The organism is Thermotoga caldifontis AZM44c09, assembly GCF_000828655.1.
Classification (GTDB): domain Bacteria; phylum Thermotogota; class Thermotogae; order Thermotogales; family DSM-5069; genus Pseudothermotoga_A; species Pseudothermotoga_A caldifontis.
The window spans coordinates 1,032,283-1,059,232 of the sequence record NZ_AP014509.1; the positions used below are offsets into that span (position 1 = coordinate 1,032,283).

The following is a 26,950-nucleotide window of genomic DNA, read 5'->3' on the forward strand; positions in this document are numbered from 1 at the left end:
GGGTATGAAGAAGATCAAGATCGTTCTGGACAGCACTTCCGATGTACCCAGAGGTTGGATTGAAAAGTTCGACCTTGCGGTGATCCCTCTGCACGTGACGTGGCCGGACGGTAGTCAGGAAGACGATACCAGGGATCTGAAAGAGATTCAAGACTTTTACGAACGTATATCCAAAGCGAAAGATCTTCCTAAGAGTTCTCAACCCTCCGTGGGTGAGTTTCTCGATCTTTACAGGAAGTTGAAAAACGAAGGCTACGAGGAGATCATCGTCATGACGATCTCCACAGCATTGTCTGGAACTTACGATTCTGCCCTGCAGGCTGCAAAACAGTTCGATCTACCCGTGCAGGTGATAGACACCAAACTCGCCTCCGCGGCGATGCCGTTGCCTGCCAGGAGGGCGAGAGAACTCGAAAAGGAAGGTAAAACGACGGAAGAAATCGTGAAGATCATCGAGGATGATCTGAAGAAAGGCCGGTACAAGGCGATCTTCTATGTTTCGAATTTCGATTTTCTCGTGAAAGGAGGCAGGGTGACGAAGCTTCAGGGATTCTTCGGCACCTTGCTGAACATACACGTCGGCGTTTTCATAAACGAAGAAGGTAAACTGATCCCGTTCGAGAAGGCACGTGGACAGAAGAGGGCTCAGGAGATGCTCATCAAAAAAGCCCTGAGCATGGTACCGGCCGGCAAGAAGGTTCGCTTGCTCATGGTGGATGCGAACGAGCGTGAGAGCGCCAAAACGCTGCTGGAGATGCTCAAGCAACATTACGAGGTGCTCGATGCCGAGTTCACAGAAATGGGTAAGGTCATCACCACGCACGTTGGTCCCGGCACGGCGGGTTTCGGTATGGAGGTCATCGAATGAAACTCGCCGCGTTTCTTTTTGTCGCGGCGCTCGTGCTGATCGTTCTGCTGGCTTGGATGGAACTCGGTAGACCCTTTTTGCTCGTTCTGGACGATGGGAAAACGAACTTTCTACAGGGTGTGGAGAGCTACTTGAAGGACCACAACCTTCGCTACGACGTCGTGACGGTGAGGATAGACGTGGACCAAGCAGAACTCGAATCCGTCCTGAGAAAGTACCAGAACAGTTACGCGGTTGGGCCGAGATTGAGTTCGGAAGCTCAGCGTCTGATCCCTCTGCTCGAAAAGTTCAAAATCTTTGCAATAGCGCCACTCGTCACTTCTTACCGTGTCGTGGGGAAAAGTTCGTATCTGATGACACTCTCCCCCACGGACGAGGAACAGGGCAGGCAGATCGCAGAGAAATTGAGAGTTGAAGGATGCCAGAGGGTTCTTCTCGTCGCAGACAAGTTGAATCCTGTTCACAGCGAAACGATCGAAGAGAGCTTGAAAAGGTACCTATCTGTGGAACATTTCGAGACTCGCCAAATCGAGTCCATAGACGAGCTCCTTGACGAAGATTTCGACCGTTACGATGGCCTCGTGTTTGCGCTCGATGGGCGGAAGGCTGGAATCGTAGCCCAGCTGGCTCGAAAGAAAGGTTTCTCCGGAACGCTTTTAGGTAGCGATTACGCGTTCACCGACGATTTAATCATGGCGGGCGGTCCGGCCGTTGAGGGAATGATCCTGTGCTGCCTCTTCGATTATGAAACCATGTTGCGTTCAGGGATATCTGATATGCAGGTGGCCGGATCGTACGATGCGACCATGATCATCGCAGATCTGAAGCGCAACAGAGTATCCCAGCACGAAGCGGCCAGTTATCTCAGAGGAAGAACTTTCGAAGGGGTCACGGGACGGTTCTCCGTGAACTTCGATCTTTCCGCATCGAGAAATCTAACGTTTGTGAGGGTGACGGATGGAAGATTTGAAATCGAAAGGTGAAGCGATGAGCCTGAAACAGATGATGATCCGTTTCAAAAGGTACGGCGGATTGCTGGTCTTCATATTGATCGCCAGCTTCCTTATTGGTCTTTACCCCTTAACAAGGCAGATAAATTCGTACTACTCGAAAAGCTATATGAGGCTTCTGAAGAGTTTCCTCGATGAAGTGACCAGGGATGCCGTCGAATCCGGTCAGCCATCCTTCGGCATGGTTGTCAGACGGTTGAGCGAAGGGCTCGTCGATCTCGCGACGGGTGTCGATCTATCCGGCCTTCTCAGTTACGAAAAGTTACCCTCGATCGTGCCAGAACCGCGCGGTCTTTTCGTGAACGGTAACAGCACCAAGATCCTGATCGATGGTGGCTCGCACATCCTGCTGATCGAAATACCTGTGTCGCTGCTCGACAGGATGCTCTCGGCCGAAATGGCTTACGTTTTCTTGATGGCATCGGATGGAACGATAGTGGCCTGTAACAATCTGAACTTTCAGGGAATGAGGATCAGCACAAGAAAAGGCTTCGTCAGGATGAACGGTACAACGGGTTTTGTCGAATCAGAACCTCTGGAGCATTTGAGCGGTTTCGTTGCCTCCTTCATTCCCCTCAGAACCTATTTCACGATCCTTCTTCCTTATCTGCTGGTGGCGATAGCGGCTCTGTGCGGTGCCGCTGTCTGGCTGAGCCTCGCCTACAGTTTCGAGAATCGACTCGTCGTGGGTGTGAACATGGTTCTGGACAACATCAACCAGAGTCTGACGAAACTTGACAAAACGGACGAAGTTTTCTACGTCCCTCTGGAAACCAGGATCGCCGAGTTGAACCAGTTGCAGGCGGGGATCCAGAAGCTCATCGAAGCCCAGAAAGCTTCCTGGCACGAGCTTCACGCCATGATGCAGAGTTTGCAGGACACCGTGAACGAACTTGAAGAGACTCAGAGAACTCTGCAGGAAAGGAACACACAGATCATCGCCACGCTTGCCGAGGCTATAGAAATCAAAGATGCGAACACACTCGGTCATTCGGACCGCGTCGTGACGCTGGCACTGGAACTCGCGAAGGAAATCGGGTTGAAGGATCCCGCGGATCTGGAAGCGATAAAGTTCGGAGCGTTGCTCCACGACATCGGCAAGATAGGTATACCCGAGTACATCCTCAACAAGCCTGGCAGGTTGACCAGACAGGAATATGAGGTCATGAAATTGCACCCAATCTACGGTGAGAAGATCATCAGAAAGATATCTGGCTGGGATCTGGTCGCCGACATAGTGAGACACCACCATGAAAACTTCGACGGCACCGGTTATCCGGATGGGTTGAAGGGCAGTCAGATCAGTTTGAGGACGCAGATAGTCAGCATCGTGGATGTTTTCTGCGCCCTGATCGAAGAGAGGCCGTACAGACCCGCGATGAGCCTGGAAGAAGCTTTGAAATTGATGCAAACGGAGATGGTGAGCACCAAGTTCGATCCAGAGCTCTTCGAGGCGTTCAAGAGGGTACTCGAAAAGTTCCCACGCATCTGCATCGCTGGTTCGTGAGTTCCTGCCGCAGTAATCTGAATCCGCAACCGCTTACGGTGTTTTGAGATTTTGAAGCTTGAGCTTGCTATAATTTTTCTGGGTGATTCCATGATCGCGATCGTTGGGGTCCTGCCGGACGAGGTGAACCCTCTTTTGGACGCATTGTCACCGAGGTTACAGGTATCAGAGATTTTGAGAAGGCCCCTGTTCCGTGGTCTGATCGGTGAGAACGAGGTCGTGATCACGAGTGGCTGTATCGGGAAGGTGGAAACGGCCTGCCTCGTTCAGGCTGTGCTCGACAGATTCAAACCCGACTGTGTCCTGCTTGTTGGTGCTGCAGGCGCACTCCGGCAGGATATCCTCTTCGGAACCGTGGTCGCCGGTACTGGATACGTAGAGTACGATTTTTCGCCGAGGATAAACGTTGACTCTCTGATCAATCCGGCTCAGGATGTCTTTTCTCCCCTGCTGGAATTGAGCAACGTTGTTTGTGGCATCATCGCCTCTGGCGACAGCTTCATCTCTTCCGAAGCCACGGTTAAGAAAATCCAGGAGACAACGGGCGCCATATGTGTGGACATGGATTCGGCAGCCGCGGCAAAGGTTTGCGTCGAGAACGAAAAGCCATTTCTGTCTTTGAAGGTCATTGTCGATTTTGCGGGTTCGAAGGCCATCGAGCAGTACATAGAGAACCATCCAAAGTACGCATCGATCCCCGCGCGCTTGCTTGTCGAGGTGCTCGGCAGAGTGGTCCTGGTCTGAGGTGATGGGTATGTCACAGGTCCCTGAGGAAGTGAGAAAGAGGGTCGAACAGCTCCGCGAAGAGATAGAGTACCACAACTACAGGTACTACGTCCTCGCTCAACCTGTGATCACCGACGAAGAGTACGATAAGCTCATGCGAGAATTGATCGAGCTGGAAAGGCAGTACCCAGAGCTCGTCACCCCAGATTCCCCCACCCAGCGAATAGGGGAAAAGGTTCTCGACGAATTCCGCAGCGTGCCCCACACCGAGCCGATGCTGAGCCTCGACAACACTTACAGTGAAGAGGAAATAAGAGAGTTCGATGAGAGGGTTAAAAGGTTGCTCGACAGGAAAGAGGTTGTTTACGTCGCCGAGCTCAAGATAGATGGGGTCTCCGTATCGCTCAGGTACGTGGATGGAAGGTTCGTGCAGGGGTTGAGCAGGGGAGACGGCACGAGGGGCGATGACATAAGTGAGAACCTGAAGAGGGTCAGGAGCATCCCTCTCAGGTTGAGAAAACCTGTGACGGTCGAGGTGCGCGGGGAAGTTTACATGCCCACCGAGGTGTTCGAAAAGTTGAACGAAGAGAGGCAGAAACGTGGAGAACCCCTTTTCGCGAACCCCAGGAACGCAGCCGCAGGAACTCTCAGGCAGCTCGACACAAAGATCACCGCCGAGCGGCACCTCGACAGTTTCATATACTACGTTCTGAAACCTGAGCAGTACGGGCTCAAAACGCAGTGGGATGCGTTGAACTGGCTGAAAGAGCTGGGTTTCAAAGTGAACCCACATTCGAGACTGTGCAACAGTGTCGATGAGGTGATAGATTACTGGAAAGAGTGGACGCAGAAAAAGCGCGAGCTCGGCTACTGGGTGGACGGAGTCGTGGTCAAGGTGAACGATTTCGAACTCCAGCGCGCCCTCGGAACCACGGCGAAGGCGCCGAGGTGGGCCATCGCGTTCAAGTTTCCTTCCGAACATGCACGAACGAAGATCGTCAATGTGACGGTTCAGGTGGGTAGAACCGGTACGCTGACACCCGTTGCGGAACTGGAACCTGTCCAGCTCGCCGGAACGATCGTGAAACGGGCGAGTTTGCACAACTTCGATTACATAAGGGAAAAAGACATCCGAATAGGCGACTGGGTCTACATAGAAAAAGCCGGTGGCATAATCCCGCAGGTGGTTTCTGTGATCGAGTCACTGAGAACCGGAAACGAAACTCCGGTGGAACCACCAGCTCAGTGTCCAGTCTGCGGGGGGAAGGTCGGAAAAGTTGAGATCGGCGAGGTCGCGTTGAAGTGTTTGAATCCCCACTGCCCTGCAAAACTCAAGAGATCTCTCGAAACGCTGGCCTCGAGGAACGCACTGGACATAAATGGTCTCGGTGAGAAACTCATCGATAAGCTCGTCGATTCAGGACTCGTGAAGGACATAGCGGACCTGTTCTACCTGACACCGTTCGAACTGTCGCAGCTCGGACCTGGAATCGGTCAGAAGACGATCGCGAACCTCTTGAACGAGATCGACAAAGCCAAAAAAGCCCCACTCCACAGGTGGATAACGGCGCTGGGAATACCGCTCGTGGGTGAAAAAACCGCTTACGTACTCGCACAGAATTTCAGGAGCTTGAAGAAGCTTGCCCAGGCCAGTGTGGATCAGCTCACCCAGATACCGGGTATCGGCGAAGAGATAGCCCGGAGCGTCGTGGAGTATTTCAGAAACGAAAAGACGAAGGAGATACTCGAAAAGCTCGAAAAAGCCGGCGTCAGGCTCGAAGAAGCAGCGTCAGTCGAGGTATCGGACGTCCTCAAGGGCTTGACGTTCGCCGTCACAGGGTCTCTGAAGAACTTCACGAGAAACGAGATCGAAGAGTTCATCGTCGCACACGGTGGAAAAGTCACAGACAGCGTGTCCAAGAAGACGGATTACCTCATCGTTGGGGAAAACCCGGGCTCCAAGCTTTTGAAAGCACAGCAGCTTGGAGTGAAGATCCTCTCCGAGGAAGAATTCCTGCAGAAATTCAACCTCAAAAAACCCAAGCAAGAAAGGTTATTCTGAAACCTTTCAGATCGATCAGCGCGGACGGCAGACTCGGTACCCAGGCGATGCTGAAACTGTAACCGAGACGGATCTGAGCCTTGATAGGAGATTCGAACTTCAATCTGACGAATGGTTCGAGCAGTACTCCCATCGAATCGGCGCTGAACGGTGGAACAACGAAGACCCAGTCACCGCTCGTGATGTCTTGGTAAAAACCGAAGATCGTTTTCTGCGCGGAGAGTCCCAAGTCTATCCAGTTGAGCACACCGCTTTCAAAATCCAAAGCGAAATCCAGATTTCCCCTCTCCACGAACCGCGCGTTTTCCTGAGTGGCGCTGCGCATGGAAAGCATCACACCGGTGTAAAGGGAAAATTCTGGGAAATCAGTTCCAACCTTGGCACTGGCGAACCCCGACTGGGAGAAGAGATCTACACCCGTGTCGATTTTGAATTTGATGTTCTCATAAACGGGAAGACTCGCGTTCAGACCACTGTACCTGTAGCCGAGATAAAGTTCAAGTCCATCTGAAGGGAAATGAACTGCGAACCCATCCCGTGTGTCTACGGACAAATAAACAGCGAAGATCGCGAGTGAAAAGAACAGCATCAGCACCGAGAAGAATTTTCTCATGTTCGATCACTCCCACAGCACCAGCATTCTGTAGAAGAGCTGTGCGTAGATCCTCGCAAGCGTCAGCAAATCTTCCAGCGCGATCCTCTCGTCCGGCTGGTGCTCTGTTCCTTCCCTACCTGGTAGTAACGGCCCGAACGCGACACCACAGGGAACGGCGCGCGCGTAAGTTCCTCCTCCCATCGTCAAGAGTGTGGCTGGCTGGCCCGTCATCTCGGTGTACACTTCACTCAAGATCCTGATCAGTTCACTGTCGGGAGAGACGAAGAGTGGAAGTAAATGGTGTTCCCCCTCAACTTTCAAAGGTTTCAACGCTTCTTTGATCTGTTTCGCCATCATGGCTTCGGAATAGTAAATGGGATACCTTATGTTGATCGTCGCCTCTATCTTTTCATCGTTCATACGCACGGTGCCGAGGTTCACGGTCAGATCTCCCACGATGCAGTCTCTTCCCGCAATCCTGAGGGAATAGCCATCCGTCTGGTAACCTATTTTGCTCGCGAGTGTGCGCACGAAGATTTTCACATCTTCGTTGATATCGATATCTTTGAGAAAATCTATCAGTGCCGCGATGGCGTTGATACCTTTCTCAGGCGTTGATCCGTGCGCGGATTTGCCGAAGGTGCGAACGATGAGCCTGTCGTTCTCGATGGACCATTCGATGCGCGCACCGTTCTTCGCGCGGAAGTTCTTCAGTTTCTCCAGCAACTCGTCGCTCACCGGTGAAAGCTCTGCCGTCGCGCTCTGTGGCACCACGTTCGCCGCATCGCCACCTTCCAGTCTTGTGATCTTCACTCTTCCCGGAGCAGAGAGGTTCCTCTCCGCCGTGATCCTGTAAGTTATGATGCCTTTCTCGGCATATATGATCGGAAACGACGCGTCTGGGGTGACGGCGTAGATGGGTTTTTCCTCTTTTTGGAAGTAGTGTTTCACACATTCCCAGCCCGACTCTTCATCGGTTCCCAAAATGATCCTCGCCCTGTTTTTGATGGGAACGTTCGCTTCCTTGACCGCCTTGAGCGCGTAGATCACCGCGACGGTGGGCCCTTTGTTGTCCGCCGCACCGCGCCCCCACAGATAGCCATCCTTGATGATCCCGCCGTAAGGATCCACACTCCAGCCTTCCCCTTCCGGTACCACATCCAGGTGTCCGAGGACGGCGAAGAGTTTTCCAGAATCACCGTACTCTATGTGACCAGCGTAACCATCGACGTTCTTGACACGAAATCCAAGTTTTTCACCCAGTTTCAGCGCGTATTCCAGCGCCTGTGCCACACCCTCACCGAACGGTTTGCCGGGGACCGGATCAGACTGAACGGATCTGATCTTCACTAAGTTGGCAGCTTCCCTGAACATTTCTTCCTTCAGAGAAAGCACAATTCTGTCGATCGTTTCGTTCATCGCACGCACCTCCAGAAAAGATGATACCAGTTAACCTAAAAGAACATCAAGCATGGTCATGAGACTGAATCCAACCAGCAACCAGTACGTCGTGAGCCGTTCTTCACCTTTGAGATGCGTTTCTGGGATGACCTCGTCGCTTATCACGAAGACCATGGCTCCAGCCGCGAGCGCGAGCAAATAGGGCAACAGGCTCCTCGCGAAGCTTATCAAGAGTACCCCAACGAGGCCTCCGAAAGCTTCGACCAAGCCTGTGAAAAGCGTGATGGAGAAGATGGACTTCTTTCTGTAGTTCGCACTCATGAGAGAGGCTGCCACGGCGGCACCTTCAGGGATGTTCTGAAGGCCTATCGCGATCGCGATCGTCAGCGCGTGAGGTGTGAACCCGCCGACACCGACGGCCATACCTTCGGGAAGGTTGTGGATGGTTATCGCGATGATGAAAAGCCAGATCGTCTTCAAACGTTTCGCATCGAAGCCTTCATGTCCCTTGGTGAAGTGCTCGTGTGGCAGTATCTTATCCATCACGTCGACGAGTACTCCACCCAGAATGAAACCGATCACGAAGCGCACGATACCGCCGGACTCTATGGAGGGCACGACGAGACTGAAAGCACTCGCCGCGAGCATCACACCCGCAGCGAAACCTAAGAACGCGTCGATCAACTTCTGAGAAGCGGTCTTGTTGAACAGCAAAAATGGTATCGCGCCGAGTGCGGTGCTGACCCCGGCGACGCTGCTGTAAATCAGTCCGCGCCAGAAACCCGTCATTCTACCTTCGTGATGGCCTTCTTGACGGCTTCGATGGGTGCGTTGATGCACGTGAAGTTCTTGTCGTGAAATTCCATCTCATCCCTGACGTGCTCTTCGTTGAGAAGCTTCACATCGTTTATGTGTTTTCCATCCACCAGTCTGCAAACTGCCTCGGAAGCGGCGATCACCCTCGGGCAACCCACGGCCTTGAAGGCGACGTCCTTCACGATGTAATTCTCGATCTTCAGAAATATGCGGACCCTGTCGCCGTGCTCGGGATACACGACCTCGGCCGTGTGGGTGTACTCTATGTCCTTGCAGTATCTTGGGTACATGAAAAGTTGCTTGAACTTTTCGGAATACATCGAATCCTCCCCTCAGGACATGCTTCGTAGCCTGCTGATCTCTCTCTGCAAGACCTCCAAGAAATAATCTATCTCATCTTCACTGTTATCGTAACCCAGGCTGATCCTGATCGCTCCATCGACGATCCAGTCCTCGAGTCCCATCGCCTCCAGCACGTGAGATCTGCCTTTACCATGGTGTGAAGCGCACGCAGAGGCCGTGGAGACAGATATTCCACACATGTCCAGTGCGGTCGCGAGAGATTCTCCATGGATCCCTTTGAAGGACACGTTGATGTGCGAGAAAATCGTGTTGGAACCGTTTATGTGATGATCTGGAATGGAATCGATCGCATCGATGATCTTCTCTTTGAGCCTTTTCATCTTTTCAGACCACGCTTCATAATTCTTCTCTATGAGCTCGAGTGCCACAGCCATGCCGTGCGCACCTGGCACGTTCTCTGTACCACTTCTCAAACCTCTTTCGTGCCCGCCACCGTACATGATGGGTTCGATCTTGATACTTCTGGACACGTAGAGGAAACCACATCCTTTGGGCGCATAGAACTTGTGTCCGGACGCGGACAGCATGTCAACGAGTCTGGCATCGATCCTGATCTTCCCGATCGCCTGAACCGCGTCGCTGTGGAGCACTATTCCATGTTCACGCGCTATCTTTGAGATTTCGTCGATGGGTTGAATGACGCCCGTTTCGTTGTTGACCCACATGATCGATGCGAGGACCGTGTTCTTGCGTATCGCCTTTCGAAAATCGTCCGGCGTCACGTAGCCTTCCTCAGTTGGCTTCAGGTAGGTTACTTCGTAGCCTTCCTTCTCGAGCTGTTTAGCCACTTCGAGCACTGCGGGATGTTCGATCTGCGTGGTGATGATGTGTCCACCGTTCGGAAAGTTAGCCCTCAAAAACCCGCGTATCGCGATGTTGTCGGACTCAGTTCCACCCGAGGTGAAATAGATCTCGTCCGGCTCAACGTTCAGATGCTTCGCTATCTTTGTCCTCGCTTCTTCGTAGAATCTCCTGGCTTCGTACCCATGAGAGTGCGTGCTGGAGGCGTTTCCATAAAACTGTGTGAAGAGCTTCATCACTTCCTGGGCAACCTCGTCGAACACGCGCGTCGTCGCGGCGTGATCGAGATAGACCCTCATGACTGCTCACTTCCTGACAAACGATTCTTCGTACGCGCTGATGGCCTTCCTGAGCGTGTCTATCGCTAAATTGCTGCAGTGATACTTCACAGGTGGCAATCCTCCGAGCCTCTCAACGATGTCTTTCCACGTGATCTTCTTGGCTTCCTCTAAGGTGAGGCCCTTAACAACTTCCGTCATCATGGACGCGGTGGCGATGTTAGCGGCACAGCCGTAAGATTCGAACTTTATGTCTACGATCCTGTTGTCCTCTATCTTCAGATACACTGTCATCATGTCTCCACAGGCGACACTACCTTCCGTGGCTTCAGCGTCTGGATTTTCTATGCGTCCAAGGTTCCTCGGATTTTTAAAATGATCCAGAACGAGTTCTGTGTATTTCAGCATGCCTCATCACCTCCCGGCTTTGAGAGGGCTGATGCTCCTCAACCACTGGACGACCTTCTTCAACTTCTCGATCGCGTAGTCGAGTTCCTCTTTGCTCGTGAACCTGCTGAAGGTGAAGCGGATCGAACCGTGAGCACGCTCGTGATCGCCACCTATGGCCAGGATCGCGTAGTTGGGCTCGAGCGATTCCGAAGCGCAGGCCGAGCCGGTGGCAACTTCCACGCCTTCAAGGCTCAGTCCCAGGCTGATCGCCTCGCCCTCGATGAAGGAGAAGCTGAAGTTCACGTTGTACGGCGTTCTCTTCTCTCCCCTTGGTCCGTTCAGGATCACGTGATCGATCTCGTTTTCAACCCTTTCGATGAAATATTCCTGAAGCTCTCTCAGTTTCCTGTACGATTCTTCCATCTGCTCGAACGCGAGTTCCGCCGCTTTCTTCATGCCCATGATCGCGGGCACGTTCTCTCCACCGGGCCTGCGTTTGTCGAAGGATTCCGCACCGTACATGATCGGTTCTATCTTCACACCCTTTCGAACGTACAGAAAGCCGACACCCTTGGGACCGTGAAACTTGTGGCCACTGACGCTCATCAGGTCCAGCTTCAACTTTTGAACATCGATCGGCATCTTGGCGTACATCTCCGCGGCGTCGGTGTGGAAGTAGATCCTGTGGTCCTGCTTAGAAAGGATCTCTCCGATTTCTTCCAGCGGCATGATGGATCCCACGAAGTGTCCGACCGCTATGACGCTCACCAGTATCGTGGTTGGTCTTATCGCTTTTTCAAACTCGTCGAGCTTCAGGATTCCTTCGCTGTCCACCGGTACTATCGTCACTTCGAAACCTTCTTTTTTCAAAGCCTCCGCGATGCTCATCACAGAGCCGTGTTCGAGCGCAGATATGATGATGTGATTGCCCTTCTTTCTGCTCGCCCGTGCAACACCGAGCAAGGCGAGGTTGTTGGCTTCGGTGGCACCGGAGGTGAAGACGATCTCTTCACCCGACGACGCGTTGATAGTTTTCGCAAAGAATTCTCTCGCCTCGGTGAGTTCGTCGTAGATCTCCTGCGCAGATTCGTACAGACCGTCCGGCCTGGCGAACTTCTCGAGCATGTATTCGTTGATCTTTTGGACCACTTCCGGCAGAACCTTCGTGGTTCTGCAGTTATCGAGAAAAACTTTCATTTTCTCCCTCCTTTTCAGAGCCTTTTGACCACCCCGAGGATGATCCGCGCGATCTTCTTACCGGTTTCTTCCGCAACCCTGAGCACCTCTTCAGCTGTGAGAGGTTTCAGATCCTCGGGCACCGCACGATCCGTGATCGCGGAGATGCCGAGTACCTTCATACCTGCGTGTTTGGCGACGATGACTTCAGGCACCGTAGACATACCGACTGCGTCCGCGCCGAGCCTTCTGAACATGCGCAGTTCGGCTGCCGTTTCGAAATTCGGTCCGGCCACGGCCACGTAGACACCCTCGTAGACTTCTATCTTCTCTTCCTCGGCCACTTCCTTGGCCAGGGCTATGAGTTTTCTATCGTAAGGCTCACTCATGTCGGGGAACCTCGGTCCCCACTCGTCCACGTTCTTTCCTCTGAGCGGGTTGTCACCCATGAAGTTTATGTGATCGACTATGATCATCGGCCTGCCAACTTCGAAGAGGGGGTTCAATCCTCCCGCCGCGTTCGTCAAAAAGAGGTACTTCACTCCGAGAAGCTGCATCACGCGGATCGGGAACGTCACGTCCTGCATCGAGTGTCCCTCGTAGTAATGGAACCTTCCGTTCATCAGGACGGCATCCTTTCCTGAAAGTTTTCCAAAGATGAGCTCACCCTTGTGCCCCGGTGCCGTGGCGACGGGAAAACCAGGAATGTCTGCGTATTTGATAACCTGAGGGGATTCGATGACTTCTGCTATCTTCCCGAGCCCCGAGCCGAGCACGATACCGATCGTTGGTGAAACGGAAATCCTTTCCTTGAGAAACTCCACGGCTTTCTTTACCCTTTCCACGTAATCCATCCTCTACACCCCCATCAATCCAGAAGTCCTTTTATGATGAGCTCCGTTGCCTCATCCTCACTCAGACCTTTGCTCATGAGTGTCTCGAGCTGCTTCGCGTTCACCCTGCCTATGGAAGCTTCGTGCGTGAGCTCCGCTCTGTCACTGAAGACTTTCAGTATCGGTACGGTGCTCACTTCCACGCCAGAGCCCTTGGTGATCTCCTCACACCGTACGTGCCCCTTGGAATAGTCTCCCCTACCGTAAGCTTCGTTCACCACGCGCGCCCTCGCCCTGTCCAGGGCAACGACAGTCGTGCTCACCATGCCGCGAGATTCGACGCCGACGAGATCGATCTTTTCGTGGATGTCCACCACATCGTCGCCACTCGCACGCACGCGTGCCGACACGTCTGCAACGGCTCGATCCTTGAGTTCCACGGAAAAGTCCAGTCTCATTTTTCCAACGCGTGTTCTCGTGAGCGCGAACCTGTTGACGTAAAGCCCGTTCTGTTCGACAATTACCCTCGAAACTGTGATCAGGTTAACTGTGCCCGCATCCGAATGGTAATGTTCATCCGAATACGACATCTTCGCGTTCTTCCCGACCGTTACGTTCATGAGTGCATCGTGTGTGAACTCCTCAGTCCATGGAAAGACGCAGTGGGCCACGAAGTGCGCCTCGGCGTCGTCCTGGACCGTGATGTCGAAGATCACCCTCTGGTATCCTTTGCGTTCCAGATAACCCGTGCACACGTGGATCGGGAACGCCAGCTTTGTCCCTCTCTTTATGATCATCTTCGCGTGCACACCGTTCTCGATGGTTTTCGGCACGAGTTCCACTCCTGGAACGTTGTTCAGTCCCACCACTCTGTCACCGCTTATGATTATCGAGGCGATCCTTTTGTCCAGAAACTTCGAAACATCACCGCCGACCTTCTCGTACGCCTTGACGAGCGCTTCGAACTCGGTCCTTCTATCGATATCGACTTGCATACCATCACTTCCTCACAGGTATGTTGGTGTGGTCGCACACGTCACAGAAATTCTTGTAGTATTTTGCGACCTTCTCAGGCGAGCCACTGTAAATGATCTTTCCGTCACACAGAACGTGTGCGATATTCGCTACAGACATCATCTCTTCACGGTGCGTGATCATTATCAGAGAACCACCCTGCTCGACGATCCTCCGGGCTACGTTTTTTATCATGTCCAGTGAGAGCACGTCTATGCCAGAATCTGGCTCGTCCAGGATGGCGTACCTTGGCCTGAGCAAGAGTATCGAAGCCAGTTCGACGCGCTTCCTCTCTCCACCGCTCAGCAGTTCGTCGACCATCCTGTTCAGATAGAGATTCGCAGACAGACCCACAAGATGCAAAACCTCTTCGAGCTCGGCCTGTGTGAGCTTCAACTTTCCACCCAGGGTGAGGTACTGTCTCACCGTCAGGCCACGGAACCTGACCGGTTCCTGCCACATCAAATGTATTCCCAGCTTCGCCCTTTCCGTCACACCGAGATCGGTGATGTCTCTATCGTCGAGGAGGACCTTTCCCTCCGTCGGTCTGTAGCCCTCCAGGCCCATGATCAGGTACGCGAGGGAAGACTTGCCGGCCCCGTTGGGTCCCAGAATGATGTGGATTTCTCGATCGTTGAAGGTCAGGTCGATGTTTTTGAGGATGAGCTTCGAATCCCTTGCCAGACTCACGTTCTGTAGTCGGAGCATTCTTCACACCCCATTAAAATTTTAATCTCCAGCCTTTACAATATATTGGACCTTTTAAGTCGGTATTGTTGCCTTCAGTCCAGATAGATGTGTGGGCCTTCCTGTCTGAAATCGCCCCTGAAGGTTTTCTCGTCCAGGGAAAGGTGCGCGTCCAGATCGTGGTAGATGAAGGCGCCCGTTCCAGCAGCGAAGTGAACGCTCTGGTTTATCCCAAGACTGCTCTCGCCCATACAGCCTATCATGAGCTGAACGCCCGCCGACTGTGCCAGATGAACTATGGCGAGCGCGTCGCTGATACCAGATTTCATCAGCTTGATGTTTATCATGTCCACAGCTTCCTCCTTGATCAATCTCAACGCGTCGTATTTGGTGAACACCGATTCGTCCGCGGCCACGGGATAAGGACTGTGGAAGCGAACGAGCTTCAAACCTTCCACGTTGTACCTGTTCACCGGTTGCTCGTACACAACGACGTCCACTTTTTCGGAATAGAGTGCCCGGGCGAACTCGATCGCATCCTTCGGGCTGAACGCCTGATTCGCATCCACAATGAACACTGCCTCAGGTGCGATCTTCCTGGATTCCACGACTCTCTGAACGTCTTCTTCGAAGTTCCTGCCGACCTTTATCTTGATCGTTCTGAAGCCTTCTTCGTAAATCCTCTTCACCTTTCTGAGCGTGCTCTCCAGGTCCATTATGCCCACCGTCAGATCGGTCTCGATGTGGTTCTTGGCACCGCCGAAGAACTGGTAAGGCCTGATCCCGATCCTTTTACAGAAAGCGTCGATTATCGCGAATTCCACCGCTGCCCTGATCGCAGGCGTCGCTCTCAGCTGCTGGAGTCGTGAGAAGAGCTTCCCGTAGCTTTCCACGTGTTCTCCAACGACCATCTCCTGCACAGTTTTTTCGGCCTGCATCATGATCTCCACCGTCTCGCCTGAGATCACGAAGAGTGTTGAGGCCTCCCCAAGTCCGACCGTTCCATCTTCGAGTTCCAGCCGTACTTCGATGTTTTCCTGATCCTCGTGCGTGCCCAGCGAGATAGTGAAAGGCTCGAAGTATCTGTAGTAAGTCTTTTCAAACTTCACAGATTTGATTCGCACACCATCGCCTCCATTCTTTCAAGGATTTTCTGTATCTGCTCCTCATCGAAGGGATTAAAAACCGGATAAAGTGCATGTTTGAAATTTTCATCCAGGCACGAGATGCCCAGTATTTTCGTGTTCACGAACTTCTGAATCAATTCGATCTCTGCATCAAGGTCCGGTTTCATGTCGATGTGCTCGAAGTACTCGAAGCGTTTTCTTTTTGGATCGTGCACGAGCACGCTCATCTGGGGCATCGAACCGTAAATCAAGCCGAGCGTTACCTGCCCGTACGCTGGATGCCTCAGCGCACCCTGACCCTCGATGAAGATGAAACGTCTGCCTTCAGATTCGAGTTTCAAAATCAGTCTTTCAACCACACCGGGTATGAAATCCGCAGGCAAAGCATCGATGGCGACACCCTCGTCCGCTCCGAGCATGATACCCGTCTGACCGGTGGCGAGGAACGCGGCCGGCAGGCCCTTTTTCAGCGCAAGCTCGTAGAGCTGAACTGCGGTAGTTCTCTTGCCCGTCGCACAATCTGTCCCGAGGACCGCTATCCTCACGGTTTCACTCTTGAAGATGTCTCCTCGAAAGATCGAAAGTTCCCCTCTGTAATGTCGCACATCGATGATCCTCACGTTCTTTTCGTTCGCGGCAGACTTGAATGGTTCGGTTTCGCTCAGCTTCGTGTGCAGGCCTGAAACTACATCCATGCCCAGATGGATCGCATCGAGCACGTGCTTTCTCATGATGGGCGGAAGGTGACCTCCAACGCTCGCGATACCGATCACGAGAACCCTCGCACCGAGTCTCTGTGCGTCTTCCATGCTGTCCACGACGGGAACGTCGTACCGAACAGGTCTGATGAAGTCCGAGGCCTTCTTTCCAGCGTGCTCTGCCACAACGCAGACCGGTACGAGGACTCTGCTGTGCCTGAGAAGTCCATGGGCAGTCTTGGCGAGTGTGGTCTCGAATTGCCCCCACGCGAGCACGGCGGCGGGAGTACCAGGTTCAAAGAAATCAGTTATCCTCATCGGGTCACCCCTTCGTGAGTTCTACAATAGAATCATATCAGAACCGATAAATGATTTTGGAGGAGGAAGCGTGGAAGGTTTCGTGATTGAAACGTTCGGAAAATTCGCCAAACTGCGCACCGAGAAAGGTGACATCGTCGTCAAGGTGAAGGGACAGCCCCCGGAAGTGGGCAAGTTCGTTCGCATAAGCGATCAGCCGGTGCTGGAAAAGTTCTACCTCGCAGAAAAAGTCTTACAGCTGGAAGGTGACTCACCACCACTTTCCGCACTCGAACCGATTCTGAGGGTGATCGGGAAGGCCAGGTTCGATGAAGACGTAGTTTTTCTTTCCCGGACCGCTCAGGCTGTGGAAGCCAGAATCGGCAAGCTCGATAGAAATTTCTACCGTTCGCTCGCGAAGTACTACGAAACGGCCGAAGATGAAACTTTTGGACTCTGGCTCTTCACCCTCTCCAATCCTTACATCTTCCAAAGCCTGCCAGAAAGAGAGGCCCCCGTTCACGTCTACATCGACAGATCCCGGCACACCTTCAGGATAGACTTCGTGAAGGATTCAAGATTAGCGGTGATAGAAGGAAAGGTCTGGCAGGATCAGCTCGTGCTGTCCTTTTCACAGATGTTTCCAACAGACAGGATGGAAGAATTGAGGGAAAGGCTTTCCAGGCATTTTTCACTCGTGAGGTTCATTCTGGGAGCTGGTATCGATGGACTGTACGCGTGAACTGGCGGTGGCTCTCGGCTACGATCCGGACAGGTTCGATGCCCCTTTCGTCATAGCGAAAGGGAAAGGTGAGATAGCGAGGAAGATCATCGAGGAGGCAAAGAAGCACAACGTACCGATCGTCCGTTCGCCGGAGCTTGTCAGAAAACTCTACGAGCTCGAAGTCCTTCAACAGATACCCGAAGAACTTTTCGTGGCCGTTGCCGAGATTTTAGTCTTCGTTCGAAACCTATGAGCCGGCCTTCCTTTTTTCGAGCAGCTGTTTCAGATCCTGCAGTTTTTGCGCAGTTTCACGCAGTATCCGTTCGTTGTGCTCGAGCCTGTTCACCAGCTTCGAAAGCTGGTTTTTCAGTTTCGTGTTTCTTATGCTCTTTTCGTCGAACCTGTGCGTGTTGATGATGTCCTCTATGGCCTTTGTGATCCTTTCTTCGGATTGGTCCCTCCGCCTCCAGCTCAAACCGATCAGGAAGAGAACGATCGCCAGCCCGATGACCAGATAACTCTGCAGTCGGGAATCTCTGTAAGGTATTCCTACAAAAATTCTGAAGCCGAACCGCTGACTCGTTCTTTGCTTGAAGAGATACACCCTGCCTTCGTACTTCACCAATGACCCGCTCGACAGATCTGGAAGGACCAGCTCTACGTTTTTCCCAACCATGGACTTCTTCGAAGCGTCCAGCACCGTGTTGGATGGATCGCACACGTAGTACTCGAACCCTTCGGGGTTGAGGTTCAGCGTGAAAGTGGCAGTTTTCACATCGTTGCCTCTCCTCACCGCCACGACGATCCGTTTCAATTCTTTATCGAAACCCACGTACCCACCGAGCTTTTTCGCTATCTCGGCGTAACGATCGAGGTTCGGCGAATCTGCTTTTTCCAGTGCCTGTTCTGCGAGACTCTCTACGTGGAGTTCCAGCCACCTCAGACAGGCTTCGACGTACTGTTCCTGCAGCCTTTTCAGCTCGATGCCCCAATCGTGGAATCGGAAGATCAACACGGCGAAGGCGACGAACAGGAATGCGAGGAGCAGTGAACGGATCAATCTTCCAGCCATTTCCCCATCACCAGCAGGTCGAAGTATTGACCGTCCATGCAGATCGCCTTCTTCTTCCTCCCCTCGATTTCGAAACCAAACTTTTTGTAGAGCCTTATGGCCCTCTCGTTGTGTTCCATGACTTCGAGCTGGATCTTTTTGAAACCCTTCTGTTTGGCGATCCGCAGCGCCTCACTGATCAGCGCGCTGCCGATACCCTTCCCCCAGTAAGGTTTCCTCACGCTGATACCCAGCTCCGCCTTGTGAAGGATTTTCCTCCTCGAGCTTCCGGCGAGCGTTATCATTCCAACGATCTCTCCCTGGTACTCCGCAACTAAGAAAATGCGTCGATCGTCCGTGAGGTAGATGCTTATGTAGCGACGCGCCTCGAAGACGTCCTCAACCTCATCCGGGTAAGTGAGCAGGAACGGAGATTCACTCGTCACGGCCTTCTTGAAGGCTACGAGCTGCGGTGCGTCCGAGAGCCTGACCCACCTGATCGTTACACCTTCCACTCAATCCCTCCCGAAGAACCTGTCCAGGTCCTTGAAACTCATCGAGAACATCAACGGCCTTCCGTGCGGACAGGTGCTGTGACCTTCGTTTATGGTTCTCTTCGCCAGTTCGATCATCTCGGCTTCGCTCAATCTGTCTCTGGTCCGGACGGACCTCTTGCAGGCATGGTCAGCCAGAATCTTCTTGACGGTTTCCCTCATTCCCTGAAGATCGATGAGCTTCAGTTCATCGATGCTGTCTCTGAGGAATTCCTCCACTTCGCTCAGTTCCATCCACTTTGGTATCTGTTTAACAGCGAGTTCCTGTCCGTTCGCTTCCAGCTCGAATCCAAGGTCTCTCAAAACCTGAGAAGACGCGAGCATCGCTGAGTCAGATTCTTTCATTTTGATTCTCATCTCCACCAGTAACGTCTTACCCTTTCTTTCTGAAAGCGAGTTCATGATCTGTTCGAAGACGATTCGCTCGTGGGCAGCGTGGAAGTCTAAGATCAAAAGATCTTCCTTTCTTTCGAACAGTACGTACCTCCCCCTCACGACTCCCACGACCCTGAACGGCTCCTCTTCCAGCAGTTTTTCCTCGATTTGCCCGGGCCGTTCGACGCGTGGAGCAGGTCTGTAGAACTCGACAGGCTCAGCAACGCGCACTTTTTCGTGAACATGCACCTGCCTCACGATGGGTCTGGAGAGGAACCCTTTCAGGCTGTCCCTGACGAATCTGAAAACATCCTCTTCGTTGATGAACCTGATCTCGAGCTTCTGCGGATGCACGTTCACATCGATCTCTTTTGGACTTATCGACAGGTTCAGCACCGCGAACGGATGTTTCCCCTTCTCCAGCACATCCGAAAAGGCCGCATAGACAGCGTTCGTGAGGAGCTGGTTCGTCACGAACCTGTCGTTCACAAAACAGACGATCGTGCCTCTACTCTGAACGGGGCTCAAACTCAAACAGCCTTTCAGCTTCATGTTCCCGTGCTCGGACTCGAAGATTCTCAGATTCTGTGCTGGAATGTCAGGAAAGATCGCCTTGATTCTTTCAAGAAGGTCGGACGGAGGTAGATCGTAGCGGAGCTGCTGTTCTCTGACGAGCACGAAGTGCACGTTCAGCTTCGAAAGACAGAATTTTTCAAACATCTCCGTCGCCATTCGGGACTCTATCGCTGCCGATTTCAGAAACTTTCTTCTCGCCGGGACGTTGAAGAAAAGATCCCTCACGATCACGATCGTGCCCACATCCGCATGTACGGGCCTGCTGTAAACCAGATTGCCAGCCACGACCTCTATCTCGTGACCAATGGGAGAAGAAGCGGTGCGGGATATCACTTTCATCTTGGAGACGGAACTTATCGAGTGCAGGGCTTCTCCACGAAAACCGAAAGACGAGAGATCGGACAGATCGGAAAAACTGCTGATCTTACTCGTCGTGTGTGGAAGAAAGCAAACCTTTAAATCTTCCTCATCCATGCCTTCACCGTCGTCTCTCACCTTGACTTCGCTCTTTCCACCGTTCAACAGTTCGACAACGATCTTCTTCGCTCCAGCATCGAGCGCATTTTCGATCAGTTCTTTAACGACCGAATGAACACCGGTCACGACCTCACCGGCAGCGATCTTGGAAACGACAGAATCGTCTAACCGTTTTATCTTCATTCCTTCACCTCTAAGTTTATATAATAAGCCAAGACGAAAGGGGGATGGTTGAGTGAGCCAGCGAGTCAGGTCGGCGATGGCGTTCATCGTTCTCATGGGTTTCGTCAGCCTGTTCTCCGACATAGTGTACGAAGGTGCGCGCGGTGTGGCGGGACCTTTCTTGCTCGAACTCGGTGCGAGTGCCGCGGTGGTCGCATTCACCGCTGGTTTTGGGGAACTCGTGGGTTACGTACTGAGACTGTTCAGTGGTTATCTCGCCGACAGAACGAAGCGACCATGGTTGTTCACTCTGGTGGGTTACAGCTTCAACCTCTTCGCGATCCCGCTGCTCGCGTTCGTGTGGGACTGGAGGATAGCGATGTTGCTGATGATCCTCGAACGAACCGGAAAAGCCATAAGGAAACCCGCCAGGGACAGCATGGTTTCCTACGCCGCCAAGCAAGTGGGTCCCGGGTTCGGTTTCGGAATCGAAGAGGCGCTCGACCAGATAGGTGCCGTGAGTGGGCCTCTGATACTCTCGCTGATCTTGAGTTTCAAGTCGGGTGAATTGCTCGAACGTTACCATTTCGGCTTTTCGATCCTGTGGATACCTGCCAGCATTTCCATGATCCTGCTCATCGTCGGCAGGTTTCTCTTCCCGAGGCCCATCGAGTTTGAAAAGGAACCCACAGGCAGGTCCCAGCAGTCTTCCAGGCTCGGTTTCGAAGCTGTGCTCTATCTCGTCGCGGTTGGCCTGCTGGCGGCAGGTTTCGTGGACTTTCCATTGATGTCCTACCACATGGCCAAACAGGAACTCTTCGTCAGTGCCGTCGTGCCACTGCTCTACTCCGTCGCTATGGGCGTCGATGCCGCATCGGCGATCTTCTTCGGAAGACTTTACGATAGGCTCGGCATAACGGCACTCATAGCCTCCACGGCGGTTGGATCGCTCGCAGCCCCACTGACGTTCCTCGCAAAGGGAAAGTTGTGGGTAGTCCTTGGTGTGAGCCTCTGGGGGATCAGCATGGGAGCTCAGGAATCGGTGATGAAGGCGGTCATCGCGAAGATCATCCCTCCGGAGAAGAGAGGGTTCGCTTACGGTCTTCTGAATTCTGTCTTTGGTGTTTCCTGGTTCGCGGGCAGTTTCGCCATGGGACTTCTGTATCAGAGCTCTCTCGGCTTGATGGTATCGCTGTCTCTGTTACTTCAGCTTGGGAGCGTTGCGGTCATGTACGTGCTCAAAGCCCGCGCGGCGGTTTGACGATGTACCAGAGAAGTTTGGCAACATCTCTGGGCACGTTCTTCTTCTGGCGTGGTGATTGAAGGTATCTGTACAGCCATTCGAGTTTGAGATCCTGAAAGATCTTCGGGGCTCTCCTTTTGTAACCCGAGATCACGTCGAACGAGCCGCCCACGCCCATCGCGAAAATTGCAGGGACTTTCTGAAAGTGTTTGTGTATCCATGTTTCCTGTTTTGGAACACCCATGCCGACGAACAACAGATCGGCTCTGGAAGATGAAATGAGTTCTATCGGGCCGTCTCCGTTGAAATAACCGTGGTGGTAACCGGCTATTATGCTGCCGTAAGTTTTTTCCAGATTCTTCGCCGCCTTTTCGACGACCTCCGGTTTGCTTCCCAGTAGAAAAACCTTCAGTTTCTCTTTCGCTGCGACCTCGCAGAGACGGAGCATCATGTCTATGCCCGTGACGCGTTCGGACGTTTTCCTGTGGAACCTTTTTATCGCGAGGATCACGCCGAACCCATCAGGAAGGATGAGGTCAGCGCTGCGAACGACCTTTCTGTACTCCGGACTCTCTATCGTTGTGACGACGATGGTGGCGTTCGCGGTGACGACGAAAGTTTTCTTCCTCTGGAGGACCCTGTCTCTGATCTCCGAGAACATTTCGTCAAAGGTCCCTACGCTCACTGGCAGGCCGAAGATTTCTACCTTTTCCAAGGGGAAACCTCCAAACAAAATTTAAGGCCGGTGTACCCGGCCTCCTGGTGCCGAGGGCGGGACTTGAACCCGCACGGGTGGAAACCCACATGATCCTGAGTCATGCGCGTCTGCCATTTCCGCCACCTCGGCACGCTGCCGTAAATAATATTACCACATACCGCCGGCCAGTTCAAGAGTCTTCAGCCAGGTCATGGATACAGAACTGGTACAGAAATGAAATGATCGTGTCATTGATATGGTGTTCTATATTACTATAACAATATGATACGGAGGTGACAGGATGTCTCTCATCCTTCAATCCAGGCTCGTAAGAATGGCTTTGATACTGGCAGCGCTCGGGGTTCTCGGCTGGTTGACGCCTTTCGCCCCACTCAAATTCATGGTTGCGCTCGCATCGGTTGTGATCCTCGCTATTTCTATGAAAGTGTACATCAGGCGCGTTGCAGGACTCACAGTACTTTCGATCGTCTTATTCCTCGTGCCCATGACGGTGAACCTTTATTCGAAGGTCATTCTCGGTGCGCTCGAAAGCCTGAGCATCTGGCCGTACGTGTCGATCGGCGCAGAGCGTGAACCGAACGAGACACTAACGCTGCAATCCAACGTATCGATCGCGATCCATGGGAGTGTGGAAGTGACACTGGTCGGGGGAAAATCCGTTGAGCTTCCAGCGGAGCTGAAGGTAAAAACTGAGAAAGACCGACTGGAAATCTCGGGCGGTGAGAGCTCTCGAAAGTACATCATGAAGATCGGTACGGATGGGCTCAGAACGCTCTTCATCGATGCTTCCTCGATCTCGCTGAAAGGTGAAGGGTCCATGGACGAGCTTCAGATCGAAGGTACAGCGATAAACGTGGTTGCGAGCGTTCAAAGCAAAAAGTTGTTCATCAAGGGAACAGGTGTCAACGTGGACTCGATCCTTTCCGGTGAGAGTTTACGCATCGATGGAACGGGATTGAACCTGAAAGGTACGCTCTCGTTCGATCAGGTAAAGATCGATGGAACGGGCATATCGATGAAACTGGAATTGAGTGATTGTGAGCAGGTGTTCATCGATGGTACGGGCATCAACGGTGAAGTGAAGGTGGCTGGTACGAGAGACACCAAACTGGTGCTGAGCGGAACGGGTGGAACTGTGAAGCTGCAGAACACGATAGGAGACAGGTTGAACGTGCAGAGTTCGAACGTTAAGGTGACGAGTGAGTGGTGAACATGCTGAGAAAGGTCGACAAGCACAGCGGTATTCCGGCGTATCTTCAGATAGTCAATCAAATAAAGGCCGAGATCCTGCTCGGCAATCTGAAGGCTGGTCAGCAGCTTCCAACCGTCCGGGAACTCGAAACGATCTTCGACGTGAACATAAACACGATTCTGAAGGCCTTTGACAGGTTGAAAATGGAAGGCTACCTGGTGGCTGAACAGGGGGTTGGATATTTCGTGGCGAAGGAACTGAACGTCGATGCCGAGATCGTCTCGGCGATCAGGGAACTGGTTTCCAAAATGAAGTCCAGACAGTTCGACCTGTACACAACCCTGGTCCTCATCGAGGAGGTGTGGAGGAATGAGAGAATTTGATGTCTATGTGAAGAAACAGCTTCTCGAGAAATTTCCCAGCATGGTGTTCTTCTTCGTCGTCACGATGATACCGAACTACGGCGCGAAGGTCTTCGGTAGCTTCTTTTTGATACTCTTTTCACTGGCGAGCGACGTGAGACAGAAACGACTGGACCTTCTGCTCTATCTTCCACTCACGCGCAAACAGATATTCTGGTTCGAATACCTGTTTCTTTCTCTTCTAATCTCTGTTTCGTTCTTTGTCGGACTCCCCTTCGCGGAAAGAAACGTCGGAGCTTTCTTGATACTGCTCAGGTCTCTGATCTTCCTGTGGGCTTATCTGGGCGTTGTTCTGTCGGCCGTGAGCGTCGGATTCGATCCTTTCGGTGCGGCGTTTCTGTTTTTACTCTTCGATCTCGTCATGAGCTCGATAGGTTCAACGAAGCTGTCCGTCAGTTTCAACCCGTACAGATTCGTCAGCCCCCTGAGGCAGGAAAGCATTCTGGCATCTTTCATCTTCGCTATCGGCTTGACCTGCGTTTCTTACAGACTCTTCACGACGAGGGGTGGAGAAAGATGATCCGTGTGGAACATCTGAGAAAGAACTTTTCCGGCAAGCAGGTTCTGAGCGATGTGTCTTTTTCTGTGGAACCGAACAGTATCCTTGCACTCGTTGGTCCGAACGGGGCGGGAAAGACCACGACGGTCCGGTGCGTGACGGGCGTTTTGAAACCGGATGGGGGTTCAATAACTCTGTTCGATGCGAAGTTCGATCGCGTCGATTCGCACATCGTCAAGCAAAGGATCGCGGTGGTTCCAGAAGAGAGGACCGTTTTCAGAAACTTCACTGGCTCGGACTACGCACAGCTGTGGTCGAGTCTTTATCCCGGCTGGGATGAATCGACCTTTTCAAACTTCGTCGCCCGTTACGGGTTCGATCTCTCCCAGAAGGTTGAATCCTACTCCATAGGCATGAAAACGCTGTTTCTGGTCGGCCTGTGCATCTGCAGTCAGGCAGACTTGCTCATACTCGATGAGCCAACCCAGCATCTGGATCCCACCGTGAGACTGGAGGTCATGTCTCTGCTGAAAGGATATGTGGACGATAGAAGATCGGCCATAGTGTGTTCACACGAAATCTTCGAACTCGAAGAGTACGCCACGCACCTGGCAATCATGAAAGAGGGAAGGATCATCTACGCAGATTCCATCGACGCAGCCAAGGAGAAACACAGACTGATCGAAAGGGGAGAAACCTTTGAAAAAGGTGAGATCGTAGGTCTGGTGGGACAGGCGGTGCTGGTTAGAACGGATGCCGACATCGGCAGGTTTCCAAAGCTCAGCGAGATCGTGGTTGGCTATCTGGCAGGCAAATCCGAACGCAAACTCGCACTGAAATGAAAGCGGGCCTGACGGCCCGCCTCACTCATTCTCTCAGCAGGATCAGATACAGGACGAAGAGCACCGCAAGGATCCAGGTGAACCAGTGTACCTGTTTCGCTTTTCCCGAAAGCGCCTTGACGATCGGATACGTCACTATTCCCAGCGCTATACCGTTCGCGATCGAGTACGTCAGTGGCATCATGAGCAACGTTATGAAAGCGGGGATCGCTTCGGTGATATCGTCCCAGTCAACCTTTTTCAGACTCTTCATCATCAGCACACCCACGAATATCAATGCGGGAGCCGTTGCCGCAGCGGGTACCGTCATCGCTAAGGGTGAGAAGAACAGCATCAGCAACATCAAAACAGCGACCGTGACCGCCGTCAAACCCGTTCTGCCGCCCTCCGCTATACCCGCGCTGCTCTCGATGTAGGTCGTGACTGTGGAAGTTCCGAAGATGGCTCCAACGGATGTTCCAACTGCGTCGGCCAGGTAGGCCCTCGAAGCTCTGGGGAACTCTCCGTTCTTCGTGAACCCAGTGGATTCTGCGAGTCCCGTCAAAGTTCCGACCGTATCGAAAAAGTCCACAAAGAAGAAGGTGAAGACCACCATCCAGAACGTCGCGCTGCCGAGTGCCTGCAGGTTGAAGTCCATCTTCATGAACGTCGGTGCCACGCTCGGAATCTTCCCCACGATGCCGTGATACTTCGTCACACCGAACACTGGTAATGCCCCTATCACGGTGCTGGCAAGAATGCCTATCATGATCGCACCTGGTATTTTCATTGCGAACAGCGCGGCAATGATGAAGAAGCCTATGATCGCTACCAGAACGTTCGGATCACTCAGATGGCCGAGGCTGACGAACGTTGCAGGATCGCTCACCACGATACCCGCACTCTTCAAGCCTATGAACGCGATGAACAAACCTATACCGGCCCCGGTCGCAAGCTTGACCGATGCAGGTATCGCCCTCACGACAAAGCTCCTGGCACCGGTCACAGTCAGGATTATGAAAATGATTCCTTCGACGAACACTGCCGCGAGTGCCACTCTCCAGTCGATGCCCATTTTGAGACAGACTGTGAAGGCGAAATACGCGTTCAGACCCATACCCGGAGCGAGTGCGAACGGATAGTTGGCGTACAGGCCCATGATCATCGTGGCTATGAAGCTTCCCATGATGGTGGCGACCATGAAAGCACCGAAGAACTGAGCGTAGAGGCTGCTGTCAGCGCTTGCTCCGGGGATCACGTTGATGAGGATCGAGGGGTTCACGAACACGATGTAGGCCATCGTCAGGAAGGTGGTGATACCAGCGATGATCTCACGACGAACAGTCGTACCATGCTCTTTCAAGCGAAAGAGCTTCTCCATGCGCTCTCCCTCCCACAGGTGGAAGTGAAAAACAAAAGACGGAAAAATCATAACCGCCACAGCTTAAAAGTTTTTGACGCGGAGGTTGAAAGAGAAAAACGACCAG

At 52.8% G+C, this 26,950-nt stretch carries 29 protein-coding genes and 1 tRNA gene; 12 read left to right on the plus strand and 18 right to left on the minus strand.

Features of this window, described 5'->3' with window-relative positions:
- Positions 1-4: 4 nt before the first annotated feature.
- From TSP01S_RS05170 to ligA, 5 genes are read left to right on the plus strand one after another with little or no spacing between them, the layout of a single operon-like run.
- On the plus strand, positions 5-868 hold the full coding sequence (locus TSP01S_RS05170) for a DegV family protein (RefSeq protein ID WP_041077054.1): 864 nt from the start codon (positions 5-7) through the stop codon (positions 866-868).
- Complete coding sequence (locus tag TSP01S_RS05175) at positions 865-1,851, plus strand: ABC transporter substrate-binding protein (RefSeq protein WP_041077056.1); 987 nt, start codon at positions 865-867, stop codon at positions 1,849-1,851. Before TSP01S_RS05170 ends, TSP01S_RS05175 begins: the two co-directional genes overlap by 4 nt.
- On the plus strand, positions 1,826-3,385 hold the full coding sequence (locus TSP01S_RS05180; RefSeq protein WP_231848519.1) for an HD-GYP domain-containing protein: 1,560 nt from the start codon (positions 1,826-1,828) through the stop codon (positions 3,383-3,385). The genes TSP01S_RS05175 and TSP01S_RS05180 overlap by 26 nt, the downstream gene beginning before the upstream one ends.
- 51 nt (positions 3,386-3,436) lie before the next feature.
- Positions 3,437-4,129 (plus strand): 5'-methylthioadenosine/S-adenosylhomocysteine nucleosidase, encoded by a 693-nt coding sequence (locus tag TSP01S_RS05185; protein WP_231848520.1) that lies wholly within the window; start codon positions 3,437-3,439, stop codon positions 4,127-4,129.
- 10 nt (positions 4,130-4,139) lie between these two features.
- Positions 4,140-6,173: an NAD-dependent DNA ligase LigA gene (gene ligA, locus TSP01S_RS05190; protein WP_408033228.1), complete on the plus strand. Its 2,034-nt coding sequence runs from the start codon at positions 4,140-4,142 to the stop codon at positions 6,171-6,173.
- Here ligA and TSP01S_RS05195 read toward each other — a convergent pair.
- The 12 genes from TSP01S_RS05195 to TSP01S_RS05250 form a co-directional block, all read right to left on the minus strand.
- Positions 6,142-6,786 carry a hypothetical protein gene (locus tag TSP01S_RS05195; protein ID WP_041077060.1) on the minus strand — a complete coding sequence of 215 codons (645 nt, stop codon included), beginning with the start codon at positions 6,784-6,786 and terminating at the stop codon, positions 6,142-6,144. The two genes, ligA and TSP01S_RS05195, sit on opposite strands and share 32 nt — an antisense overlap.
- A gap of 6 nt (positions 6,787-6,792) precedes the next feature.
- On the minus strand, positions 6,793-8,187 hold the full coding sequence (gene pepV / locus TSP01S_RS05200) for a dipeptidase PepV (protein WP_041077062.1): 1,395 nt from the start codon (positions 8,185-8,187) through the stop codon (positions 6,793-6,795).
- A gap of 30 nt (positions 8,188-8,217) precedes the next feature.
- Complete coding sequence (locus TSP01S_RS05205; protein ID WP_041077064.1) at positions 8,218-8,958, minus strand: ZIP family metal transporter; 741 nt, start codon at positions 8,956-8,958, stop codon at positions 8,218-8,220.
- Entirely contained in the window at positions 8,955-9,305 is a 351-nt protein-coding gene (locus TSP01S_RS05210; RefSeq protein ID WP_041077066.1) for an iron-sulfur cluster assembly scaffold protein, read from the minus strand. The genes TSP01S_RS05205 and TSP01S_RS05210 overlap by 4 nt, the downstream gene beginning before the upstream one ends.
- A 12-nt stretch (positions 9,306-9,317) precedes the next feature.
- Positions 9,318-10,448, minus strand: a complete 1,131-nt coding sequence (locus TSP01S_RS05215) for a cysteine desulfurase family protein (RefSeq protein ID WP_041077068.1) — start codon at positions 10,446-10,448, stop codon at positions 9,318-9,320.
- A 6-nt stretch (positions 10,449-10,454) separates the two neighbouring features.
- Complete coding sequence (locus tag TSP01S_RS05220) at positions 10,455-10,835, minus strand: iron-sulfur cluster assembly scaffold protein NifU (protein WP_041077070.1); 381 nt, start codon at positions 10,833-10,835, stop codon at positions 10,455-10,457.
- A gap of 6 nt (positions 10,836-10,841) precedes the next feature.
- Positions 10,842-12,014, minus strand: a complete 1,173-nt coding sequence (locus tag TSP01S_RS05225) for a cysteine desulfurase family protein (RefSeq protein ID WP_041077072.1) — start codon at positions 12,012-12,014, stop codon at positions 10,842-10,844.
- A gap of 14 nt (positions 12,015-12,028) precedes the next feature.
- Entirely contained in the window at positions 12,029-12,847 is an 819-nt protein-coding gene (locus tag TSP01S_RS05230) for a purine-nucleoside phosphorylase (protein WP_041077074.1), read from the minus strand.
- 14 nt (positions 12,848-12,861) lie between these two features.
- Positions 12,862-13,821, minus strand: coding sequence for a SufB/SufD family protein (locus tag TSP01S_RS05235; RefSeq protein WP_041077076.1), 960 nt, complete (start codon positions 13,819-13,821; stop codon positions 12,862-12,864).
- A 4-nt stretch (positions 13,822-13,825) separates the two neighbouring features.
- Positions 13,826-14,548 (minus strand): ABC transporter ATP-binding protein, encoded by a 723-nt coding sequence (locus TSP01S_RS05240; RefSeq protein WP_041077078.1) that lies wholly within the window; start codon positions 14,546-14,548, stop codon positions 13,826-13,828.
- Between the two features lie 74 nt (positions 14,549-14,622).
- The gene (locus tag TSP01S_RS05245; protein WP_041077080.1) at positions 14,623-15,651 is read right to left on the minus strand and encodes an L-Ala-D/L-Glu epimerase; all 1,029 of its coding nucleotides are present in this window, start codon (positions 15,649-15,651) and stop codon (positions 14,623-14,625) included.
- Positions 15,633-16,670 (minus strand): DUF1611 domain-containing protein, encoded by a 1,038-nt coding sequence (locus tag TSP01S_RS05250; protein ID WP_041077082.1) that lies wholly within the window; start codon positions 16,668-16,670, stop codon positions 15,633-15,635. The genes TSP01S_RS05245 and TSP01S_RS05250 overlap by 19 nt, the downstream gene beginning before the upstream one ends.
- A gap of 70 nt (positions 16,671-16,740) precedes the next feature.
- On the opposite strand from TSP01S_RS05250, the gene TSP01S_RS05255 reads away from it, so the two are divergent.
- Positions 16,741-17,391: a hypothetical protein gene (locus TSP01S_RS05255; protein ID WP_041077084.1), complete on the plus strand. Its 651-nt coding sequence runs from the start codon at positions 16,741-16,743 to the stop codon at positions 17,389-17,391.
- The gene (locus tag TSP01S_RS05260; protein ID WP_041077086.1) at positions 17,375-17,626 is read left to right on the plus strand and encodes an EscU/YscU/HrcU family type III secretion system export apparatus switch protein; all 252 of its coding nucleotides are present in this window, start codon (positions 17,375-17,377) and stop codon (positions 17,624-17,626) included. Before TSP01S_RS05255 ends, TSP01S_RS05260 begins: the two co-directional genes overlap by 17 nt.
- Here the strand turns inward: TSP01S_RS05260 and TSP01S_RS05265 are convergent.
- The 3 genes from TSP01S_RS05265 to mutL are packed head-to-tail and all read right to left on the minus strand — an operon-like array spanning position 17,621 to position 20,589.
- Positions 17,621-18,445 carry a hypothetical protein gene (locus TSP01S_RS05265; protein WP_041077088.1) on the minus strand — a complete coding sequence of 275 codons (825 nt, stop codon included), beginning with the start codon at positions 18,443-18,445 and terminating at the stop codon, positions 17,621-17,623. The genes TSP01S_RS05260 and TSP01S_RS05265 overlap by 6 nt on opposite strands.
- Complete coding sequence (locus tag TSP01S_RS05270; protein ID WP_041077090.1) at positions 18,430-18,939, minus strand: GNAT family N-acetyltransferase; 510 nt, start codon at positions 18,937-18,939, stop codon at positions 18,430-18,432. The genes TSP01S_RS05265 and TSP01S_RS05270 overlap by 16 nt, the downstream gene beginning before the upstream one ends.
- Positions 18,940-20,589 (minus strand): DNA mismatch repair endonuclease MutL, encoded by a 1,650-nt coding sequence (gene mutL / locus TSP01S_RS05275; protein ID WP_041077092.1) that lies wholly within the window; start codon positions 20,587-20,589, stop codon positions 18,940-18,942. It lies immediately after the preceding gene.
- Between the two features lie 52 nt (positions 20,590-20,641).
- Here mutL and TSP01S_RS05280 point away from each other — a divergent pair, with 52 nt between their 5' ends.
- Complete coding sequence (locus tag TSP01S_RS05280; RefSeq protein WP_041077094.1) at positions 20,642-21,829, plus strand: MFS transporter; 1,188 nt, start codon at positions 20,642-20,644, stop codon at positions 21,827-21,829.
- On the opposite strand, the gene TSP01S_RS05285 is transcribed toward TSP01S_RS05280, so the two are convergent.
- Together TSP01S_RS05285 and TSP01S_RS05290 are read right to left on the minus strand one after the other, a co-directional pair.
- Positions 21,807-22,526, minus strand: coding sequence for a WecB/TagA/CpsF family glycosyltransferase (locus TSP01S_RS05285; protein ID WP_041077095.1), 720 nt, complete (start codon positions 22,524-22,526; stop codon positions 21,807-21,809). The two genes, TSP01S_RS05280 and TSP01S_RS05285, sit on opposite strands and share 23 nt — an antisense overlap.
- Positions 22,527-22,571: 45 nt before the next feature.
- Positions 22,572-22,658, minus strand: a tRNA-Leu gene (locus TSP01S_RS05290).
- 151 nt (positions 22,659-22,809) lie between these two features.
- On the opposite strand from TSP01S_RS05290, the gene TSP01S_RS05295 reads away from it, so the two are divergent.
- Genes TSP01S_RS05295 through TSP01S_RS05310 form a run of 4 tightly spaced genes read left to right on the plus strand, consistent with a single transcriptional unit; the run spans position 22,810 to position 25,484 of the window.
- Positions 22,810-23,739, plus strand: coding sequence for a hypothetical protein (locus tag TSP01S_RS05295; RefSeq protein WP_041077097.1), 930 nt, complete (start codon positions 22,810-22,812; stop codon positions 23,737-23,739).
- Between the two features lie 2 nt (positions 23,740-23,741).
- Entirely contained in the window at positions 23,742-24,104 is a 363-nt protein-coding gene (locus TSP01S_RS05300; RefSeq protein ID WP_041078483.1) for a GntR family transcriptional regulator, read from the plus strand.
- Positions 24,091-24,663, plus strand: a complete 573-nt coding sequence (locus TSP01S_RS05305) for a hypothetical protein (protein WP_041077098.1) — start codon at positions 24,091-24,093, stop codon at positions 24,661-24,663. The genes TSP01S_RS05300 and TSP01S_RS05305 overlap by 14 nt, the downstream gene beginning before the upstream one ends.
- Entirely contained in the window at positions 24,660-25,484 is an 825-nt protein-coding gene (locus tag TSP01S_RS05310) for an ABC transporter ATP-binding protein (protein WP_041077101.1), read from the plus strand. The genes TSP01S_RS05305 and TSP01S_RS05310 overlap by 4 nt, the downstream gene beginning before the upstream one ends.
- Positions 25,485-25,509: 25 nt before the next feature.
- Here the strand turns inward: TSP01S_RS05310 and TSP01S_RS05315 are convergent, their stop codons facing one another.
- Positions 25,510-26,844: an NCS2 family permease gene (locus TSP01S_RS05315; protein WP_041077102.1), complete on the minus strand. Its 1,335-nt coding sequence runs from the start codon at positions 26,842-26,844 to the stop codon at positions 25,510-25,512.
- Positions 26,845-26,950: the final 106 nt, after the last annotated feature.

What these genes read in the sequence shown, in the direction of transcription:
- TSP01S_RS05265 (WP_041077088.1), bottom strand. Translation starts at nt 18,445, where the DNA reads ATGGCTGGAAGATTGATCCGTTCACTGCTCCTCGCATTCCTGTTCGTC.
- TSP01S_RS05250 (WP_041077082.1), bottom strand. Translation starts at nt 16,670, where the DNA reads ATGAGGATAACTGATTTCTTTGAACCTGGTACTCCCGCCGCCGTGCTC.
- TSP01S_RS05305 (WP_041077098.1), top strand. Translation starts at nt 24,091, where the DNA reads ATGAGAGAATTTGATGTCTATGTGAAGAAACAGCTTCTCGAGAAATTT.
- TSP01S_RS05220 (WP_041077070.1), bottom strand. Translation starts at nt 10,835, where the DNA reads ATGCTGAAATACACAGAACTCGTTCTGGATCATTTTAAAAATCCGAGG.
- TSP01S_RS05210 (WP_041077066.1), bottom strand. Translation starts at nt 9,305, where the DNA reads ATGTATTCCGAAAAGTTCAAGCAACTTTTCATGTACCCAAGATACTGC.
- TSP01S_RS05175 (WP_041077056.1), top strand. Translation starts at nt 865, where the DNA reads ATGAAACTCGCCGCGTTTCTTTTTGTCGCGGCGCTCGTGCTGATCGTT.
- TSP01S_RS05300 (WP_041078483.1), top strand. Translation starts at nt 23,742, where the DNA reads ATGCTGAGAAAGGTCGACAAGCACAGCGGTATTCCGGCGTATCTTCAG.
- mutL (WP_041077092.1), bottom strand. Translation starts at nt 20,589, where the DNA reads ATGAAGATAAAACGGTTAGACGATTCTGTCGTTTCCAAGATCGCTGCC.
- pepV (WP_041077062.1), bottom strand. Translation starts at nt 8,187, where the DNA reads ATGAACGAAACGATCGACAGAATTGTGCTTTCTCTGAAGGAAGAAATG.
- TSP01S_RS05170 (WP_041077054.1), top strand. Translation starts at nt 5, where the DNA reads ATGAAGAAGATCAAGATCGTTCTGGACAGCACTTCCGATGTACCCAGA.
- TSP01S_RS05180 (WP_231848519.1), top strand. Translation starts at nt 1,826, where the DNA reads ATGGAAGATTTGAAATCGAAAGGTGAAGCGATGAGCCTGAAACAGATG.
- TSP01S_RS05315 (WP_041077102.1), bottom strand. Translation starts at nt 26,844, where the DNA reads ATGGAGAAGCTCTTTCGCTTGAAAGAGCATGGTACGACTGTTCGTCGT.
- TSP01S_RS05225 (WP_041077072.1), bottom strand. Translation starts at nt 12,014, where the DNA reads ATGAAAGTTTTTCTCGATAACTGCAGAACCACGAAGGTTCTGCCGGAA.
- TSP01S_RS05310 (WP_041077101.1), top strand. Translation starts at nt 24,660, where the DNA reads ATGATCCGTGTGGAACATCTGAGAAAGAACTTTTCCGGCAAGCAGGTT.
- TSP01S_RS05235 (WP_041077076.1), bottom strand. Translation starts at nt 13,821, where the DNA reads ATGCAAGTCGATATCGATAGAAGGACCGAGTTCGAAGCGCTCGTCAAG.
- TSP01S_RS05205 (WP_041077064.1), bottom strand. Translation starts at nt 8,958, where the DNA reads ATGACGGGTTTCTGGCGCGGACTGATTTACAGCAGCGTCGCCGGGGTC.
- TSP01S_RS05195 (WP_041077060.1), bottom strand. Translation starts at nt 6,786, where the DNA reads ATGAGAAAATTCTTCTCGGTGCTGATGCTGTTCTTTTCACTCGCGATC.
- ligA (WP_408033228.1), top strand. Translation starts at nt 4,140, where the DNA reads ATGTCACAGGTCCCTGAGGAAGTGAGAAAGAGGGTCGAACAGCTCCGC.
- TSP01S_RS05295 (WP_041077097.1), top strand. Translation starts at nt 22,810, where the DNA reads ATGTCTCTCATCCTTCAATCCAGGCTCGTAAGAATGGCTTTGATACTG.
- TSP01S_RS05240 (WP_041077078.1), bottom strand. Translation starts at nt 14,548, where the DNA reads ATGCTCCGACTACAGAACGTGAGTCTGGCAAGGGATTCGAAGCTCATC.
- TSP01S_RS05260 (WP_041077086.1), top strand. Translation starts at nt 17,375, where the DNA reads ATGGACTGTACGCGTGAACTGGCGGTGGCTCTCGGCTACGATCCGGAC.
- TSP01S_RS05215 (WP_041077068.1), bottom strand. Translation starts at nt 10,448, where the DNA reads ATGAGGGTCTATCTCGATCACGCCGCGACGACGCGCGTGTTCGACGAG.
- TSP01S_RS05230 (WP_041077074.1), bottom strand. Translation starts at nt 12,847, where the DNA reads ATGGATTACGTGGAAAGGGTAAAGAAAGCCGTGGAGTTTCTCAAGGAA.